Origin of the sequence: Kitasatospora humi (assembly GCF_020907985.1) — a bacterium.
Classification (GTDB): Bacteria; Actinomycetota; Actinomycetes; order Streptomycetales; family Streptomycetaceae; genus Kitasatospora; species Kitasatospora humi.
In genome coordinates this window covers 17,860-35,407 of record NZ_JAJJPA010000031.1, presented here as the reverse complement: position 1 = coordinate 35,407, position 17,548 = coordinate 17,860, and the positions used below count along the sequence as shown (strand labels likewise).

Genomic DNA, 17,548 nt, shown 5'->3' with positions numbered 1-17,548 from the left:
GGGCCAGAACCCCGTCCGGGCCGCCGGACGGGTCGGCGGCGTCTCAGTGCCGGTGGTCGTAGTCGGGCTGGCCAGGGTCGCCCGGGTGCTCCAGGCCGGGCACGAGGGTGAGGCGGTCGGCGCGGGCCTGGTCGAGCCAGCAGACGAAGGCGGTCCGGCGGGCGCAGTCCAGGAGTTCGGTCGACGGGTCGGTGGCGGGCTCGGCGGGCGCGGGGCCGAGCAGGGTGGCGGTCCAGCCACCCGCCGTCACCGGGCAGTTAGGGCCGGCTACGCGCAGGGCGTCGGCCAGGGCGCTGGGGAGGGTGGCCGGGTCGGCGGTGAAGTCGCCGTCCGGGGTGCTCAGTTGCCACTCGGGCGGCGGTGGGTCGGCAGCCGGCGGCCGATCGGTGACCTCGACGTCCGCCGTGACCGCCGCATAGACCGCCCGGACGGCGGCGCTGCCCTCGAAGGCGGCCGCCGTGATCGAGCCCAGCTCCACGGCGGCCCGCTGCTCCAGACGCACCGGTGGCGCGGCCGCGCAGTCCAGGCCCCGGGCGGCGGCCTCGGCGGCGCACAGCTCCTGGGTCAGCAGCACCTGGGCCACCCAGCGGGTGAGCTGGCGGTCCTGCCGGCTGCCCGGGGCGGGGAGTGCCGAGGAGCGCGGGCCGGCGCGCATGGCGGCGAGCCGGACGTCCAGTTCGGTGCGCGGCAGCGGGCGGCCGTCCAGCAGGCCGAGCAGCGGTTCACGGGTGTGCGTCACGGCGCCACCACCCGCAGCTCGACGGTCGGCGCGTACTGGCAGCGGCCGAACCACATCACCTTGGCCACCGCCCAGCAGTGACCCGGCCTGGCATCGGCGGGCACGGCCACCTCGAAGGCGACCGCGGCCAGCTCCCCGGGCGCGACCGTGAAGCCCCGCACCGGTTCGGCGATCAGCTCCCAACTGCCCCAGGGCGACACCAGTTGCACTTCACCGCGGATCTCACCGCGGGTGCGGTTGGCCAGTCGCAGCTCGATCGCCGTGGTGCCACCGGGCGCGGCCCGAACGCTGGTCGAGGTGACGTCGACGGACAGCCCGGTGTCCCGGGCCTTGCCGGCCTTGGTGCCCTGGGTCTGCCGTCCCTCGTCCATCGGCTTCCCGGCCACCGGGAGTTGGCCGTCCGGCACCTTGCCGACCGCGACCGTGGCGACGTCCTCGATCAGCTGACCGTCGTGCTCGGTGCGCACGGCCACGAAGTACAGGCCGGGCTCCGCACGGTGGGCCGGGGTGACGGTGATCGGCAGCCGCAGGTGGCCGTCGACGTCCAGACGGTAGGGGCGGCGGCGGACGGACACCTGCCAGCGGTCCGGCACCAGCACGTCGAGGGCGCCCGTCACCTCGGTGTCGCGCAGCTGGGAGGAGAGCACGGCGGTCAGCTCCACCGGTTCACCGTTGGTGTGGCGCAGCCCGGGGGCGACGCCGACCGAGACGGGGAGGTAGCCGAGCGGCGCCGGGCCCCGGTTGTGCAGCCAGTAGCGGGCGTGCACCGGCTGGGCGCGCTCGGCGACCGGCCCGAGCACCTCGAGGGCGTCCATGGGCCCCGCCGCGGTCGCCACTCCCACCACTGTGGCGATCCGTGCGCCCGTCAGCTCGATCGTGCCGTCGGCCGCCGCCGCTCCCGGACGCTCCAGCAGATCGGCCGTGTGCAGCCCGCGCAGCGCGAGAGCACCCCCGAGACGGGCGGTGCTGCCGAGCCCGGTGGACTCCAGCAGGCGGAGCGTCACCCTGTCCGTGGCGTCGGCGGACCGTCCCGAGCCGTGCGCGATCGGGTTGCCGTACGGCTTGAGCGCGCCCAGCCGTACCGCGCGGGCAGGTTCGACCCGCAGCCAGGACAGCTCGGCGGGCAGCGGCCCGGACTGCGCGGGGGCCACTCGCGAGTACAGGGGATGGTTGAACTCCTGACCCTGCGCGGGCAGTTCCAGGGACCGCCAGTCGCCGTCACCGGAGACCAGGGCATAGCTGAACTCATGTGTCCAGTGCTGTAGTTGGAAGGCACTGCCATCCGGAGCGGTGCGCCGCGGCGGGTCCAGCCAGACGCCGGACGGCCAGCCGGTGCAGGAGCGCATCAGGGACAGGTGCAGCGCGCCGGTCGGGTCGACGGCGAACCCGGGCAGGCCGTGGCTGAGCAGCGCGACCGTGTGGTCGGTCAACCGCTCGCTCCCGTCCAGCCGTTCGGGGCAGACGGCCGAGACGGCGGCATCAGCCAGGTCATCGGCGAGCGCGCTGCCGTCCAGGGCCACCAGCGCCGGCAGCGCCCGCAGGTCGCGCAGGTCGGCGTTGGGCTGCCAGACCTCCCGCAGCGGCCGCTCGGCCGGAATCCACACGCGACCGTGCTCGGCCAGCAGTGCCGCGTACGGCTCGCCGACCCGCGTCAGCAGGTCGCGGACGGCCGGGTTGCGCTCCGGACTGCCGAGCAGGATGCGGAAGTCCGGCAGGTTGGAGTCGACGTCCAGCCAGCCGTAGCGCGACCAGTCGGCGCTCGCGGTGGTCGCGGTGACGCCGACCCGGGCCAGCGCCACCACCAAGTCCCGGGCGTCGGCCGCCTCGTCGAGCGTGGGGACCACCAACTCCGCCACACCCAGGGCGCGTTCACCGAGCTCGCCGCCGTCGGGCGAGAACAGCCGCACGCGTGCCGTCGCGCCCAGGCCGAACCAGGTGTTGGCCGGGTTGTCCAGCGTCCAGGGTGCCTCGGCGACATCGACGTCAGGCAGCGCGAAACCGCGCCCGACCACGGCGTCGGCCACCTCGCTGATCGGCAGGGCGCCGGGCAGATCGGCCGGGAAGCGCACCCGGACCAGGCGGTCGGCGGCCGCGTGGTCGAGGATCCGGGTGCGGCAGTCCACCCGGTCGGCGCCGTGCCACAGGGTGACGGTCTGCTCGTAGCCGATGCCCGCCACCTGACCGGTGGCGACCAGGCGTTCCCCCAGCGGCCCGGTCTCCCGGTGCACCGTGGCGGCGTGCTCCGCGGAGCCGGTGCCCGGCCCCTTGGGCAGCAGGTGCCAGGGGCCCTCGCCGAAGTCGGGGTGCTGCGGGTACTCCTGGTAGACCCGCAGTTCGTTGCCGACCTGGCCGCCGCGCAGCACCTCCCGTCCGCACCGCAGGTCGTACACGCTGGAGAGCGCGCCGCCCCGGGCCGGGTCGGCGGTGACCCGGTAGCGGTGGTTGGTCACCGTCAGACCTTCGGCCCGCTGCCAGAGCGGATCTGACATACCGTCAGTCAGCCGCCAGGTGCGCCAGCCCAGCGACGGCACCCGGTCGGCGGTGAAGTGCAGCACCCCGTCGGCCACCGCGCAGGGCACCGGCTCGCCGTGGTCATCGACGACTCGGGCGTCCGTCAGGCCGTGGGGGAGCCGGAGCGAGACCGGCCCGGAGCGGTCGAAGGAGAGCGTGTTCGCCACCACCACGGCCGGCCCGTGCCCGCTGGTGTCGATCCGGCCCACCAGCGCGTCCAGCGAGCGGTCGCGGACCTCGGTGGCCAGGTCGTACGCCTCCCGCCAGCCGCCGAGCAGGTCCAGGTAGACCTGGTCCGACTCGGAGCCGGTGATCGCGTCGTGGTGGGCGCCGTAGGCCAGGTGCCGCCAGACCTTGTCCAGGGCGGCGTGCGGGTACCGGCCCAGGTTCTGCAGCGTCGCCAGGGTGGCCAGCTTCTCGGCGTCCAGCGCCGCCACCTCGCCCGCTCGCTGGGCCTGCTTGGTGTCGATGTAGGAGACGTCCTTGCCGGTGTAGACCGGGTTCATGTCCCGGCTGATCGGGCTGGGGCGGCGCCCGGAGGCCCGGAGTTCGGCCCGGACGGCGGTCAGGAAGTCGCGCGGGGTGCCGCAGACGAACCGCGGCCAGACGTACTTGGCCGCCCAGGAGCGGTGGATCTCGGTGACCCACTTGTTGGGCGGGGTGTAGTCGGTGCCCACCGGCAGCAGCAGGTTCCGGGTGGCGCCGACCGGCTTCAGCTTCTGGTAGAGCTGGTGGACGGCCTGTTCGGCGGTGGCCAGGTCGGGGGAGGAGTCCATCCACCAACCGGCCGAGTAGTGGTGCGGCATGTAGTGGGTGAGCACCCCGTCGCCCGAGGGGGAGAGCCAGTCGAACTCGCTGGGGAACTGCATCACCCGGGCGTCGTCCTTGGCCACGCGGAAGTTCTTCTGGATCGGTCCCCACTGGTGGAACGGGCCGCGGGCCCAGGCGCTGGCGGTCAGCCCGGCGGCGGCCAGCAGGCCCGGGAACTGCGGGTCGTGGCCGAACACGTCCAGCTGCCAGGCGGTCCGGGGGTCGCCGCCGAGGATGTCCCGCTGGTAGCCGATGCCGTGGACCAGGTTGCGGATGGTGGTCTCGGAGCCGGTGAGGTTGGTGTTGGGCTCGTTGTAGGTGCCGCCGACCAGCTCCACCCGGCCCTCGGCGAGCAGTCGGCGCAGGTCGGCGCGGCGGTGCGGATGCTGGTCGAAGTAGGGCTTGAGGTAGTCGACCTCGGCCAGCACGAACCTGTAGTCCGGATCGCGCAGGGCGAGCGCCAGGTGGGCGTCGACCAGGGCGAAGCCGTTGCGCTCCCAGAGCGGCCGGGTGGTGGCGTCGCCGGAGAGCAGCTCCCACGGGGAGGTGTAGGCGGCCTGGGTGTTCCACCAGACCGGGTCGTAGTGGAAGTGGGAGACCAGGAACATGGTCCACCCCGGCTCGGCGACCAGCACGGTGGCCTCGGCCCGGGAGCGCCGGGCGGTGACGGTGACCGGAAGCTCGGTGCCCGGGGCGGCGCCGGTGATCTCCAGCGGCACCTCGACGGTGCCCGTGCCGACCGCCTCGCCGCGTACGCCGGGGCCGCTGACGGTGACGGTGGTCGACCGGCGGCCGGTCAACCCCACCCGCAGTACCTGGCGCGGGTCCGCTTGCGTGCCCACGAACAGGTCGGTGGACTCCACGGCGGTGATTCTGACCACGGGCGGTGCTCCTCTCTTCGTGGACTGACGTTACGTCAGTTCATGGCGCCGCTCGCCGCGGCGTACCAGGAGGCCGGTCCGCTGCCGCCCACCGGCACGGCGTTGAAGTACTCCCATCCGGCGACCCCGCCGAAACCGGGGTACTCGCCCGTCAGGGCGGTCAGCGTCGAGTCGAGGGTGGCCGGGTCGACGTAGCCGTCGCAGTTGGCCGAGTTGGTCACCGCGCCGGCCACCACCCTGGACGGGGCGAAGCCGTTGGCCACCACCGCCTCGTAGTCGCCGGTGCTGCTCAGATCGCCCCAACCGCAGTAGAACTGGGCGTTGTACCAGGAGATCCGGCTGCCCATGTCCCGGTCCAGCCGGGAGTAGTCGAAACCGCCGGAGAACTCGGAGGAGCCCGAAAGGTCGCTGGCGACGGGTGCCAGGTTGACGATGAAGCCGCTGCCGAAGTCGGCGTGCAGCTGCTTGATCAGGTGTTCGGTGTCGGCGAGCGAGAAGGTCTCCTCGATGTCCAGGTCGACGCCGTTGAAGTGGTGCGCGCGCAGGGTGTCCCGCAGCTGCGGGTAGTAGGTGGCGAAGCTGTCGTGCAGGTCGGCGTAGCTGCCTCGGGCGGCGCCGCCGAGCATCGCCTCGACCTTCAGGCCGCTCTGCTGCAGGGCGGCCAGGTCCTGCCACATCCGGTTGTACTTGGCGGCGGACGGCGGGTCGTCGTTGAGGGTGATGGTGGAGCCCGCGTTGAGGTGGAAGGCGGCCACGTCGACGTCGGTGGCGGCGCCGCGCAGCGGGAGCGGGGAGACGTAGCCGCCGTTGTCGTACTGCGTCTGGTAGTAGGCGACCACGTGGTGGGCCGGGGTGGCGGGCCGCGAGTGGTCGGGCGGTGCGGGACGGGCGCCGGCCGGGGTGGCGGCGATGGCGGCCAGGGCCAGCACACCGGCGGTGAGTGGGACGGAGCCGCGGAGCCGGGGCATGGGGGACCTCCGTGCTGGGGGAGCGGACGCCGATCGGCACCCGCTTCGCCAGGGGACGCTAAAACGCTTTAGCTTTGGGAGTCAATGCCCGTGCAGCAGTGAGAATTGCGGATCGGAACGTCAAAGAATGCGGCCGGTCCGGGAGTTGGTCACCGGCGCGGGACCGCGGTGCTCTCCCGGACGGTCAGCCGGGGCGTCGCGGTCTTCACCTCGAGTCGGCCGAGCGGGTCCTCGACCGCGGCCAGCAGGGTGCGCGCGACCAACTCGCCCAGCGCGAAGGTGTCCCTGGTCAGCGCGGTCAGCGGGGGATGGACGATCCGGGCCAGCACCGAGTCGTCGAAGGAGACCAGCGACAGCTCGCCGGGCACGGCCACCCCCATCTCGGCGGCCACGCCCAGACCCGCCACCGCCATCACGTCGCTGTCGTAGACGATCGCCGTGGGCCGCTCCCGGCGGGCCAGCAGCGCCCGGGTGGCCGCCGCGCCCTCCGCGTCGCTGAAGTCGGTGGGCACCGAGTACGCCTCGACCAGTTCCAGCCGGCGAGCCGCGTCCCGCAGCGCCCGGATCCGCCGCTGGGTGTGCAGGAAGGCCGGCAGCCCGGCCAGGTGGGCGATCCGGCGGTGGCCGAGCGCGGCCAGGTACTCGACGATCGACAGCATCGCCGCCCGGTCGTCGGCCCAGACGGTGGGCAGGCTGCCCTGCCGGCGCGGGCCACCCAGCACCACGGTGGGCGTCCCCAGCTCCTCCAGCACCGCGATCCGCGGGTCGTGCACCTGCAGGTCGACCAGGACGAAGCCGTCCACCCGGTGCTCCGAGGACCAGCGCCGGTAGACCTCGATCTCGGCGGCGGTGTCCTCCACCACCAGCAGCTGGAGCGCCGTGGAGCAGGCCGAGAGTTCGGCCTGCAGCCCGGAGAGCAACTGCGCGAAGAACGGCTCCACCCCGACGGTGCGGGCCGGGCGGGCCAGCACCAGGCCCACGGCTCCGGCCCGGGCCCCGCCCAGCGCCCGCGCCGCGCTGTGCGGGCGCCAGTTCATCTCCTGGGCGACCCGCAGGATCCGCTCCCTGGTCTGCTCGCTCACCCCCGGCCGGCCGTTCAGCGCGAACGACACCGCGCCCTTGGAGACGCCCGCCTGGCGGGCGATGTCGGCGATCGTGGGTCTGCCCATGTGGTGCGCCCTCCCTTGACACCCGTTCCAGCGGCGAGCATAGTCCACCGCATCGCTGTACCGGTTTAGCAAATCGGTGCGAGCTTCGCGGAGCGCTCCCGACCCACCCTCGTCCAGCCGTGCAGGAGCGGAGACCACCCATGCCCAGAATCCGCACGTTACTGGCCCTCGCCACCGCTCTCGCCGCCCTCGCCGGCTGCGGAGTCGGCGGCGGATCGGGCGACGCGGCCAAGCAGACGGTCGCCACCGACAGCCCCCTCAAGGGCGAGATCACCTTCCAGACCTGGTCGCTGAAGAACGACAAGTTCACGCCGTACTTCACCGCCCTGATCAAGGACTTCGAGAACCAGCACCCCGGCACCACGGTCAACTGGGCCGACCAGCCCGGCGACGGCTACGCCGACAAGGTGACCAGCCAGGTGACCGGCGGCTCGCTGCCCGACGTGGTCAACCTGCCGCCCGACATCGCGCACGGCGTGGCCAAGGCCGGCGGCCTGCTCGACCTGGGCCGCAACGTGCCGACCCTCAACCAGGACTACGTGGGCAGCGGCCTGAAGGCCTACACCTACCCCGACTTGGGGTCGGCGACCTACGGCCTGCCCTGGTACCTCGGCACCGACGTGTCGTTCTGGAACAAGGCCATGATGCAGCGCGACGGCCTCGACCCGAGCAAGCCGCCCAGGACCTTCGGCGAACTGGTGGCCGCGGCCAAGGTGATGCACGACAGGTCGGGCGGCAAGGACTACCTGATGAGCCGCCCGCCGGGCCTCAGCGACATCGTCAACTCCGGCACTCGGCTGATGACTCCGGACGGCAAGAAGTTCACCTTCAACACCGACGGCGCCGCCGCGATGCTGGACGAGTACACCGCCGCCTACAAGGCCGGCTACCTGCCGTCGAACGTGCTCACCAGCACCTACGAGGGCAACTCGGCGCTGTTCGTCAAACAGCAGGTCGCGTGGACCACGGCCGGCGGGAACTACATCCAGAGCGTCCAGCAGTCCGATCCCAGCCTGGCCCCGCAGATCGTGCCCTCGCCCGCGCTGGACACCGCTCCGCTCTACGTCCAGGGCGTCTCGGTCGCCGCCAGGAGCAAGAACCTGCCGCTGGCCCTGGCCTTCGCGCAGTTCGTCACCGACAACGCCAACCAGGTGGCCTTCATCAAGCTGGCCCCCGGCTACCTGCCCGGCACCGCGGCCGCCGCCAGTGATCCGGCCTACAGCAAGAGCGACGGCACTGCGCAGGGCGACGCCGCGGTCTACGCCTACCAGGACATGCAGAAGGCGGTGAACTTCACCCCGCCGCAGTGGACCGACGCCATGAACACCGCGCTCAACCAGCAGATCGCGCTCGCCATGACCGGAAAGGAGAGCTCCAGGCAGGCGTTGGAAAACGCCGTCGACCAGGCCGACCGACTGCTCGCCCAGTAGCCCTGGAAGGTCACCCGATGAGATCCCACCGCCCGTACACCCCATGGCTGCTGACAGCGCCGGCGCTGCTCTGGCTCGCGGTCTTCAGCCTGTGGCCCGCGCTCAACACCTCGGTGCTGTCGTTCACCAATGTGCACACGCTCAGCGGTGGCTCCTTCATCGGGCTGCGCAACTACTCGCTGATGTGGCAGGATCCGCACCTGCGCGACGCCATCCTCAACACCCTGGTGTTCATGGCGGTCTGCGTGCCGCTGCTGACCATCCTGCCACTGCTGCTCGCCCTGCTGGTGCAGCGCACCCTGCCGTTCATGGGCTTCTTCCGGACCGTCTTCTACTTCCCGGTGATCGCCTCCGCGGTGGTGGTGGCGATGATCTGGCAGTGGCTGCTGGACGACCGCGGCCTGGTCAACGGCCTTGCCCGGCAAGCCGGTCTGATCCACTCGGCACTGCCCTTCCTCACTGACCGCTGGCTGCTGCTGTTCAGTGCGATCGCGCTGACGGTGTGGAAGGGCCTGGGCTACTACATGGTGCTCTACCTGTCCGCGCTCGGGAACGTGCGCCGGGAACTGCACGAGGCGGCCGCGGTGGACGGCGCGGGCGCGGTCCGCCGGTTCCGGTCGGTCACCGTGCCCGGGGTGCGCGGCACCATGGCGCTGGTGGCGATGCTGGTCGCGGTCAACGCCATGCGGGTGTTCGCCGAGCTCTACGTGCTCGGCGGGCGCACCGGCGGGATCGGCGGCCAGGACGTGTCGTTGGTGATGCTGATCCAGCAGGCGGCCTCCGGCGCCGACGGCCGGCTCGGCTACGCCTCCGCGTTGAGCGTCCTGCTGTTCCTCCTCACCGTCGGACCGCTGCTGCTGCTGGCCCGCTGGAACCGGAGGGAGGACTGATGCCGCGAGAAGCCGGGCGGCGCAGGTCGCCGGTGTTCGACGCCGTCACGCCCCTCGGGCTGACGGCCCGCTACCTCACCCTGCTGGTGGTGCTGGCGATCACCGTGGGGCCCATGCTCTGGGAGCTGTCCACCTCGCTGAAGAGCGCGGCCGAGGACGTCTACACCGCCACTCCGCGGCTGCTCCCCGCGCATCCCACCACGGCCGCCTACGACCAGGTGTCACGGACCGTGCCGATCGCCAGGTTCGCGCTCAACTCGCTGATCGTGGCGGTGTTCTGCGTGGGCGGCAACCTGGCCGGCGCCACCGCCGCCGGCTATGCGCTGGCCCGGCTGGAGTTCCGCGGCCGGCGCCTGGTGCTCGGGCTGTTCCTGGCCACGCTGGTGCTGCCGGGCGAAGTCACGGTGATCTCGCAGTACCAGACGGTCGCCCGGCTGGGCTTCTCCGACTCGCTGGTCGGCGTGGCGCTGCCCTCGATGATCGGCGCGCTGAACGTGCTGCTGATGCGCAACGCCTTCCTGGCGATACCGGTCGAGCTGGAGGACGCGGCGGTGCTGGACGGCGCCAACGTCTGGCAGCGGCTGCGGTACCTGGGGCTGCCGAGCGTCAAGGGCACGCTGAGCGTGATCGCGATCCTCACCTTCATCGGCGCCTGGGACGACTTCCTGTGGCCGCTGCTGGTGTTGCAGAGCCCGGACAAGCTCACCCTGACGGTCGGCCTGTCCTATCTGCACAGCGTCTTCTCGGCCGACCCGCGCACCATGGCGGCCGGAACCATGATCGCGCTGATACCGGTGCTGGTGCTGTTCACGGCGTTGCAGCGGTTCTTCTTCCGGGGTGTCGGCGAAGGGGCGGTGAAAGGTTGACAACGGGCGGCATCACTACGGATCGCCAGGTCCGGTTCGGCGTCAACTACACGCCCAGCCGGGGCTGGTTCCACAACTGGCTCGACTTCGACCTGGACTCGGTGCGCGCCGACCTGGACGGGATCGCCGGGCTCGGGCTGGACCATCTGCGGGTCTTCCCGCTCTGGCCGCTCTTCCAGCCCAACCGCACCCTGATCCGGCCGCGTGCGCTGGAACAGCTGGGCGAGCTGGTCGACGCGGCGGGCGAGCTGGGGCTGGCGGTCGCGGTGGACGGGCTGCAGGGCCACCTCTCCAGTTTCGACTTCCTGCCCGCGTGGACCCGAACCTGGCACCGGCGCAGCCTCTTCACCGACCCGGCGGTGGTCGACGGCCAGGCCGCCTATCTGCGGGCCCTCGGCGCGGCACTGGCCGACCGGCCCAACTTCCTCGGCCTGACCGTCGGCAACGAGTTCAACCAGTTCTCCGGCGAGCCGCACCCGGACCCGGACCGGATCACCCCCGGCCAGGCCGCCGACTGGCTGCGCCGACTACTGGCCGCCTGCGAATCGGGGGCGCCGGGCCGCCTGCACCTGCACGCCGCCTACGACGCCGCCTGGTACCAGGACGACCATCCCTTCACACCCGCGCACGCCGCCACGATCGGCGCGGTGACCGCCGTGCACTCCTGGGTCTTCAACGGCACCGCGCAGCGTTACGGCCCGCACGCCACGGCCACCGCCCAGCACGCCGCCTACCTGGTCGAGCTGGCCAAGGCCTGGGCCGTCGACCCGCACCGGCCGGTCTGGCTGCAGGAGGTCGGCGCGCCCGCGCCGCACATCGCCCCCGAGGACGCCGGCCGCTTCACCGGGGCCACCATGGCGGCGGTGCTGGACTGCCCCGACCTGTGGGGTGTGACCTGGTGGTGCTCGCACGACGTGGACCGGGCGCTGGCCGACTTCCCGGAGCTGGAGTACGGCCTGGGCCTGTTCACCAACGACGGGCAGGTCAAGCCGGCCGGCCGCGCGTTGGCCGAGCTGGTGGCGGCGGCGCGGGCCGAGCCGCCCCGGCCGCGACCGCGTGCCGTCGCCCTGGTGCTCGACCTGCCGGTGGAGGTGAGCAAGCGCTCTGTCAGCGCCCCTGGTGGCGCCTTCTTCGAGGCCTTCATGGAGCTGGCCGCTGCCGGTGGGCGACCTGCCGTGGTGCTGGCCGACCGCGCGTCGGACCGCGACTACCTCGCCGCACGGGGTATCACCGAGCTGATCACCGTCGACACCGCTCACGGCTGACGCCCGCCCACGGCTGACGCCCGCCCACGGCTGACGCCCGCTCACGCCGCTCGACATCCAGTCACCCCTCACCCAGCCACGGATTCGGAGTCCAGCCCATGCACGATGACCGCTCCCTGGTCGAGGCCCGCCTCAAGCGGGTGCTGGACGAGCGGATCCGCCCCGCCATCCACCCCGAGTCGGTGCCGCTCCAGGTCGGCATCTGGACCGCTCCCGGCGAACCCGTCCCGGTCGCGGAGGGCCTGGCCGCCCCGCGCGCCCCGATCGCCGTAGGCCAGGCGTGGGGCGCGCCCTGGAGCACCAGCTGGCTCACCGTCAGCGGCACCGTGCCCGCCGCCTGGGCCGGCCGCACCGTCGAGGCGCTGCTCGACCTCGGCTTCGACGAGAACATGCCCGGCTTCCAGTGCGAGGGCCTGGTGTACCGCTCGGACGGCAGTCCGGTGAAGGGCCTCAACCCGCGCAACCAGTGGGTGCGGATCGCCGACCCGGCAGCCGGCGGTGAACCGGTCGAACTGCACATCGAGGCGGCCGGCAACCCGGTGATCCTCGATTACCACCCGTTCCTCCCCACCGACCTCGGCGACAGGGCGACCGCAGGCAGCACCCCGCAGTACAAGATCACCCGGATGGACCTGGCGGTGTTCGACCCGGTGGTGTACGAGCTGGCACTCGACCTGGAGGTGCTCGGCGAGCTGATGGCCGAGCTGCCTGCCGACGGAGCCCGCCGCTGGGAGCTGCTCCGCGCCGTCGAACGCGCCCTCGACGCGGTCGACCTGCAGGACGTCAACGGCACGGCCGCCGCCGCCCGCGCCGAGCTGGCCGGAGTGCTGGCCGCCCCCGCCGTGCCCTCCGCCCACCGGATCAGCGCCGTCGGCCACGCACACATCGACTCCGCCTGGCTCTGGCCGCTCCGTGAGACCGTCCGCAAGGTGGCCCGGACCTGCGCCAACATGACCGCGCTGATCGCCGACCACCCCGAGTTCGTGTACACCATGTCCCAGGCCCAGCAGTACGCCTGGATCAAGGAACACCGCCCCGAGGTCTACGCCGAGGTCAAGAAGGCCGTCGCCGAGGGGCGGTTCGTACCCGCCGGCGGCATGTGGGTGGAGTCCGACACCAACATGCCAGGCGCGGAGGCGATGGCCCGGCAGTTCGTCCACGGCAAGCGGTTCTTCCTCGACGAGTTCGGCGTGGAGAACGAGGAGGCCTGGCTGCCCGACACCTTCGGCTTCACCGCCGGCCTGCCGCAGATCATCAAGGCCGCAGGCAGCAAGTGGCTGCTCACCCAGAAGATCTCCTGGAGCCAGATCAACGCCTTCCCGCACCACACCTTCTGGTGGGAGGGCATCGACGGCACCCGGATCTTCACCCACTTCCCACCGGTCGACACCTACAACTGCTCCATGAAGGGCAGCGAAATCGCCCACGCCGCCCGCAACTTCAAGGAGAAGGGACGGGCCTCGCGGTCGCTCGCCCCGACCGGGTGGGGCGACGGCGGTGGCGGCACCACCCGCGAGATGATCGGCAAGGCGGCCCGGCTGCGCGACCTGGAGGGCTCGGCCACCGTGCACTGGGAGCGGCCCGCCGAGTTCTTCGCCAGGGCTCAGGAGGAGTACCCCGAGCCTCCGGTCTGGGTCGGCGAGCTCTACCTCGAACTGCACCGGGCCACCCTCACCAGCCAGGCCCGCACCAAGCAGGGCAACCGGCGCAGCGAGAACCTGCTGCGGGAGGCGGAGCTGTGGGCGGCCACGGCCGCGCTGCGGTGCGGACTCCCCTATCCCTACGAGCAGTTGGACCGGATCTGGAAGACCGTGCTGCTGCACCAGTTCCATGACATCCTGCCGGGCTCCTCGATCGCCTGGGTGCACCGGGAGGCGGAGGCGACCTATGCCCGGTTGGCCGACGAGCTCGAAGCGCTGATCGCAACCGCCCAGCGGGCACTTGTAGTTGACGTCACGTCAGGAACCGTCGTCTTCAATGCGGCCCCGCACGAGCGCGGCGGTGTCGCGGCCGGCGGAGCCGCCACGGCCCGGCCGGCCGTGGGGCGTTGCACCGCCGAACCGTCACCCCATGGTGGCTTCACCCTCGCCAACGGCCTGCTGCGCGTCGTGGTGGACGCCCGCGGCCTGGTGGTCTCGCTCTACGACCTGGCGGCCGAACGGGAGACCGTGGCCCCGGGGAGCGCCGCCAACCTGCTGCAACTCCATCCCGACTTCCCCAACATGTGGGACGCCTGGGACGTCGACCAGTTCTACCGCAACACCGGCACCGACCTCACCGACGCCGACTCGGTGGTGCTGACCGCAGACGGACCGCAGGCGGTCAGCGTGGCAGTGCGCCGCTCGTTCGGCACATCCACGGTGCTGCAGACCCTCACGCTGCCCGCCGGAGCCAAGCGGCTGGACCTGGACACCGAAGTGGACTGGCGCGAGACCGAGAAGTTCCTCAAGCTCGCCTTCCCCCTCGACCTGCACACCGACCGCTACGCGGCCGAGACCCAGTTCGGCCATCTGCACCGACCCACCCACACCAACACCAGCTGGGAAGCCGCGAAGTTCGAGGCCTGCAACCACCGCTTCGTCCATCTCACCGAACCGGACTGGGGCGTGGCCCTGGTCACCGCCTCCACCTACGGCCATGACGTGACCCGTACCGTGCGCGCCGACGACCGGGGCACCACGACCACGGTGCGCGCCTCCCTGCTGCGCGCACCGCGCTTCCCCGACCCGCACACCGACCAGGGGCGGCACGTCTTCCACCACGCCCTGCTGCCCGGCGCCACCATCGCGGACGCGGTGCGCGAGGGCTACCGCATCAACCTGCCGGAGCGGCGGGTCACCGGAACCGGCGCGGTGGAGCCGCTGGTCGCGCTCGACCAGGACGCGGTGGTGGTGAGCGCGGTGAAGCTGGCCGACGACCAGAGCGGCGATCTCGTGGTGCGGCTCTACGAGGCGCACGGCGCCCGGTCGCGGGCACGGCTGCGGACGTCCTTCCCCGTTGCCCGGGCGGACGGTTGCGACCTACTGGAACGCCCGCAGCACCAACTGCCGTTGGATGCCGACGGGATCGAGCTGACCCTGCGCCCGTTCGAGCTGGTCACACTGCGGCTGACGCGCGCCACCGCCGGCTGACCGGTCGCCCGTTGAGCTCGCGGTCGCTCAACGGGCAACCGCCGGGCGGGCTGCTCAGGTCCACTGCTGCGAGGGCTTGACGCCCGGGAGGGGCTTGCCGATCAGGGCGAGCGGGATGAAGAAGTTGACCTGGCCGATCGCGAGGGCGAGGGTGACCAGGGCCTTCTCGTCGTAGTGCTCGGCGGCGCGGGCGAAGAGCGCGTCGGGGACCCGCTCGCCGTGAGTGGCGGGCTGGAGCACGGCATCCACCAGGGCCAGCGCCACGGCCTCGCCGTCGGTGAAACAAGGGGCGTCCTGCCAGGTAGCCACCGCGTCGATGCGCTCCTGCGACTCCCCGGCCGCGCGCAGGCTCTTGGTGTGCAGCGCGGTCAGGTAGGTGTTGCCGACGATCTGGCCGGCCCGCAGCTGGATCAGGTCGACGGTGCTCTGCGGCACCGAACCGTTGCCGACGGCCTTGGACAACGCGCCGCCCGCCACGCCCAGTTCGGGAACGAGCTTGGCCGGGTTGGGCAGGCGCGAGGCGGTCCCGGTGCGGCCGGTGGTCTCGGTGCGGACGGTGGTCTCGGTGGTGGCGGTCTCGATCGTCACGGTGGGTTCCTTCGCTCGTCGCGGTTGTCGTTGCCTTCACTGCCTCGACGGACCGCGGCGACCGGATGTGACAGCCGACCGGAGGATTCTTTCGCGAATGGGGTGCCGGGGTACCGGGGCGCCAGGGACGTCAGGGACGTCAGGAGTGCAGGGCCAGCGGCGCCAGGGTCTCCGTCGCGGACCACCGGTGCGGGGTCGTCTGTGCGCCCTGGCGGGCGGCGGCGTGGTCGAGCCCCTGCAACGGCAGCTCGAACCAGACGCGTTTGCCACCCCCCTGCGGGTCGGGCTCGCACCCGTGGGCCGCGGCGAGTTCCGCGACCAGCTGCATGCCGCGGCCGTGCTCGTCGTCGGTGTCGAACGGCCCGAGCACCGGGCGGCCGAGGCCGGGGTCGCTGACCGAGACCCGCAGGCGCCGGGTGTCGTGGTGCACGTCGGCCTCGACGGTGAGCCGCTGGGCCGGATTCCCGCCACCGGCGCCGTGCAGCACGCCGTTGGTCGCCACCTCGGAGACCAGCAGGCGCAGCGTGAAGTCCTCGTCGTCGGAGAGCGGCACGCCGACCGCGCGCAGAGCGGTGGCCAATCTCGCGCGGATCGCGCGGACTTCCGAGCTGGTAGCGGCGGTCGTGAACTTCACCATGGGCATCGCGGTCCTCCCAGGGGCGTACCAGTTGACCCGGGCAGGGTCCGCTGCGGATTCGGCAAGGTTGGCCGGAGCGCGGCCCGCTCGGCAACCGCAAGATATTGGGGGTTTCGCCGCGAAGTTGGGTGTTCTCCTGGTAAGACGTCAAAATCCGCGATTTTCCCGGGATTTGGCATGATCCCTCAGGGCACTTCACTACTCTGGAGAGTCATTCGGTCACACAAGGTGGTGAAGGCGGGTTGGTACACAGCCTGTCCTGCTCCCGGGAGATCCGCCGTCGTGCGGTTGCCGAGGAGTGGGGCGTCGAACGGATCGTCGAAGCGATCGCCGCGTGCTGCGGCACCAGCCGACTGCGCGCGCACCGGCTGGGCCGGGGGTGGACGCTGACCGAGGCGATCAGCGAGCTGCGCGTGCTCTGCCGGGCGGCCGGCCGCTCCGCGCCCGGCACCAACGAGGAGCAGCTGCGGGCCTGGGAGACGTCCTCGCGCCAACCCCGCGCCCGCACGGTCGACCTGCTCTGCCGACTCTACGCCACGGATCCGGTCGGACTGGGCCTGATCGGTGACTACCGGTCCGAGGGTGCCGCGGTCGCACCGGCGGCACTCGACCGCTGCCCGCCACCCGCTCCGCCGCTCGTCACGGCCGTGCCGCCACCGACGGGTGATGCGATCGAGGTGGTGGTGGACGCCGTCCGGCGCTCGGTCGAGCGCACCCTGGCGCTCACCACGGTCAGCGCGACCCAGCTGGAGGTGCTGGACGAACGCCTGCTCGGCCTGCGCCAGGCCTATGTGTTCACACCGCCCACCGAGATGCTCGCCCAACTGCTGAGTGATCTGGAGGAGATCAGGGCGCTCGCCGAGGAGCGGCAGCCGGCGGGCGTGCAGGTGCGCCTGTCGGAGATGACGGCGCTGGTCGCCACCCTGGTCGCGGACGCCTTGATGAAACTCGGACGGGTGCAACAGGCGCAACGGTGGTACGGCACGGCGCGCACCGCGGCCGATGACTCCGGCAACTGGGAGTTGCGCGCCCGCGTGCGCGCCCAGGCGGCCATGCTGCCCTACTACTACGGTCCGCTGGACAGCGCCGTCGACCTGGCCAGGCAGGCCCGGCTGCTCAATCGCAACCGGCCGACCGCGACCGGCGTGCTGGCGGCGGCCGCCGAGGCCCGGGCCCTGGCCCGCCGGGGCAGCGCGGACGAGGCGCGGGCGGCGATCCGCCAGGCGCAGGACCTCTTCGAGCGCTGCCGGAACGGGCCGGTGGACGACGCCTGGGCCTTCCCCGAGCGCCGCCTCTACCTCTACCTGAGCGGCACCTACACCTACCTCGGCGCGGCGGCCCAGGCGCGCGCCGCCCAGCAGCAGGCGCTGCGCCTCTACCCGGGCCAGGCCGGCATCGACCCGGCGCTGCTGCGCCTGGAGGAGGCGATCTGCCTGGCGCAGGAGCGGAGTCTGGCCGAGGCTTGCGAACTCGCCGGCCACACGTACCTCCAGGTCCCCGCCGCACACCGGACGGACATCCTCGGGTCGCGGGCCAACGACGTGATCGAGATGGTTCCACTACAGTTCCGATCTGTTCGGGTGGTGCGGGAGTTGGGCGAGATCCTGATGTTGCCGGCCGGTACGAGGTGACAGTGGAGTGGCTCATCGGCCAGCCTTACCCC

General features: G+C 72.1%; 12 protein-coding genes. 6 read left to right on the top strand and 6 right to left on the bottom strand.

Annotated features, from left to right (window positions below):
* Positions 1 to 43: 43 nt before the first annotated feature.
* The 4 genes from LN042_RS25110 to LN042_RS25095 form a co-directional block, all read right to left on the bottom strand.
* Positions 44 to 739, bottom strand: a complete 696-nt coding sequence (locus LN042_RS25110) for a DUF7158 domain-containing protein (RefSeq protein ID WP_230053610.1) — start codon at positions 737 to 739, stop codon at positions 44 to 46.
* A complete protein-coding gene (locus LN042_RS25105; protein WP_230053609.1) occupies positions 736 to 4,941 on the bottom strand; it encodes a glycoside hydrolase family 38 N-terminal domain-containing protein in 4,206 nt (1,401 codons plus the stop codon). The genes LN042_RS25110 and LN042_RS25105 overlap by 4 nt, the downstream gene beginning before the upstream one ends.
* 35 nt (positions 4,942 to 4,976) lie before the next feature.
* A complete protein-coding gene (locus tag LN042_RS25100; RefSeq protein ID WP_230053608.1) occupies positions 4,977 to 5,909 on the bottom strand; it encodes a glycoside hydrolase family 18 protein in 933 nt (310 codons plus the stop codon).
* A gap of 149 nt (positions 5,910 to 6,058) precedes the next feature.
* Positions 6,059 to 7,078, bottom strand: a complete 1,020-nt coding sequence (locus tag LN042_RS25095) for a LacI family DNA-binding transcriptional regulator (protein ID WP_230053607.1) — start codon at positions 7,076 to 7,078, stop codon at positions 6,059 to 6,061.
* A gap of 140 nt (positions 7,079 to 7,218) precedes the next feature.
* Here LN042_RS25095 and LN042_RS25090 point away from each other — a divergent pair, with 140 nt between their 5' ends.
* The 5 genes from LN042_RS25090 (at position 7,219) to LN042_RS25070 (ending at position 14,660) form a co-directional block, all read left to right on the top strand.
* A complete protein-coding gene (locus LN042_RS25090) occupies positions 7,219 to 8,508 on the top strand; it encodes an extracellular solute-binding protein (RefSeq protein WP_230053606.1) in 1,290 nt (429 codons plus the stop codon).
* Between the two features lie 17 nt (positions 8,509 to 8,525).
* Positions 8,526 to 9,398, top strand: a complete 873-nt coding sequence (locus LN042_RS25085) for a carbohydrate ABC transporter permease (protein ID WP_230053605.1) — start codon at positions 8,526 to 8,528, stop codon at positions 9,396 to 9,398.
* Positions 9,398 to 10,264: a carbohydrate ABC transporter permease gene (locus LN042_RS25080; protein ID WP_230053604.1), complete on the top strand. Its 867-nt coding sequence runs from the start codon at positions 9,398 to 9,400 to the stop codon at positions 10,262 to 10,264. The genes LN042_RS25085 and LN042_RS25080 overlap by 1 nt, the downstream gene beginning before the upstream one ends.
* A complete protein-coding gene (locus LN042_RS25075) occupies positions 10,261 to 11,529 on the top strand; it encodes a glycoside hydrolase 5 family protein (RefSeq protein ID WP_230053603.1) in 1,269 nt (422 codons plus the stop codon). Before LN042_RS25080 ends, LN042_RS25075 begins: the two co-directional genes overlap by 4 nt.
* 98 nt (positions 11,530 to 11,627) lie before the next feature.
* Complete coding sequence (locus LN042_RS25070) at positions 11,628 to 14,660, top strand: alpha-mannosidase (RefSeq protein WP_230053602.1); 3,033 nt, start codon at positions 11,628 to 11,630, stop codon at positions 14,658 to 14,660.
* 54 nt (positions 14,661 to 14,714) lie between these two features.
* On the opposite strand, the gene LN042_RS25065 is transcribed toward LN042_RS25070, so the two are convergent.
* Together LN042_RS25065 and LN042_RS25060 are read right to left on the bottom strand one after the other, a co-directional pair.
* Positions 14,715 to 15,248 carry a carboxymuconolactone decarboxylase family protein gene (locus LN042_RS25065; protein ID WP_372495813.1) on the bottom strand — a complete coding sequence of 178 codons (534 nt, stop codon included), beginning with the start codon at positions 15,246 to 15,248 and terminating at the stop codon, positions 14,715 to 14,717.
* Between the two features lie 139 nt (positions 15,249 to 15,387).
* On the bottom strand, positions 15,388 to 15,885 hold the full coding sequence (locus LN042_RS25060; RefSeq protein WP_230053601.1) for an ATP-binding protein: 498 nt from the start codon (positions 15,883 to 15,885) through the stop codon (positions 15,388 to 15,390).
* A 242-nt stretch (positions 15,886 to 16,127) separates the two neighbouring features.
* Here LN042_RS25060 and LN042_RS25055 point away from each other — a divergent pair, with 242 nt between their 5' ends.
* Positions 16,128 to 17,516, top strand: a complete 1,389-nt coding sequence (locus LN042_RS25055; protein ID WP_230053600.1) for an NsdA family TPR-like regulatory protein — start codon at positions 16,128 to 16,130, stop codon at positions 17,514 to 17,516.
* The last annotated feature ends 32 nt before the right edge of the window (positions 17,517 to 17,548 follow it).

What these genes read in the sequence shown, in the direction of transcription:
- LN042_RS25100 (WP_230053608.1), bottom strand. Translation starts at nt 5,909, where the DNA reads ATGCCCCGGCTCCGCGGCTCCGTCCCACTCACCGCCGGTGTGCTGGCC.
- LN042_RS25095 (WP_230053607.1), bottom strand. Translation starts at nt 7,078, where the DNA reads ATGGGCAGACCCACGATCGCCGACATCGCCCGCCAGGCGGGCGTCTCC.
- LN042_RS25090 (WP_230053606.1), top strand. Translation starts at nt 7,219, where the DNA reads ATGCCCAGAATCCGCACGTTACTGGCCCTCGCCACCGCTCTCGCCGCC.
- LN042_RS25085 (WP_230053605.1), top strand. Translation starts at nt 8,526, where the DNA reads ATGAGATCCCACCGCCCGTACACCCCATGGCTGCTGACAGCGCCGGCG.
- LN042_RS25080 (WP_230053604.1), top strand. Translation starts at nt 9,398, where the DNA reads ATGCCGCGAGAAGCCGGGCGGCGCAGGTCGCCGGTGTTCGACGCCGTC.
- LN042_RS25070 (WP_230053602.1), top strand. Translation starts at nt 11,628, where the DNA reads ATGCACGATGACCGCTCCCTGGTCGAGGCCCGCCTCAAGCGGGTGCTG.
- LN042_RS25060 (WP_230053601.1), bottom strand. Translation starts at nt 15,885, where the DNA reads ATGGTGAAGTTCACGACCGCCGCTACCAGCTCGGAAGTCCGCGCGATC.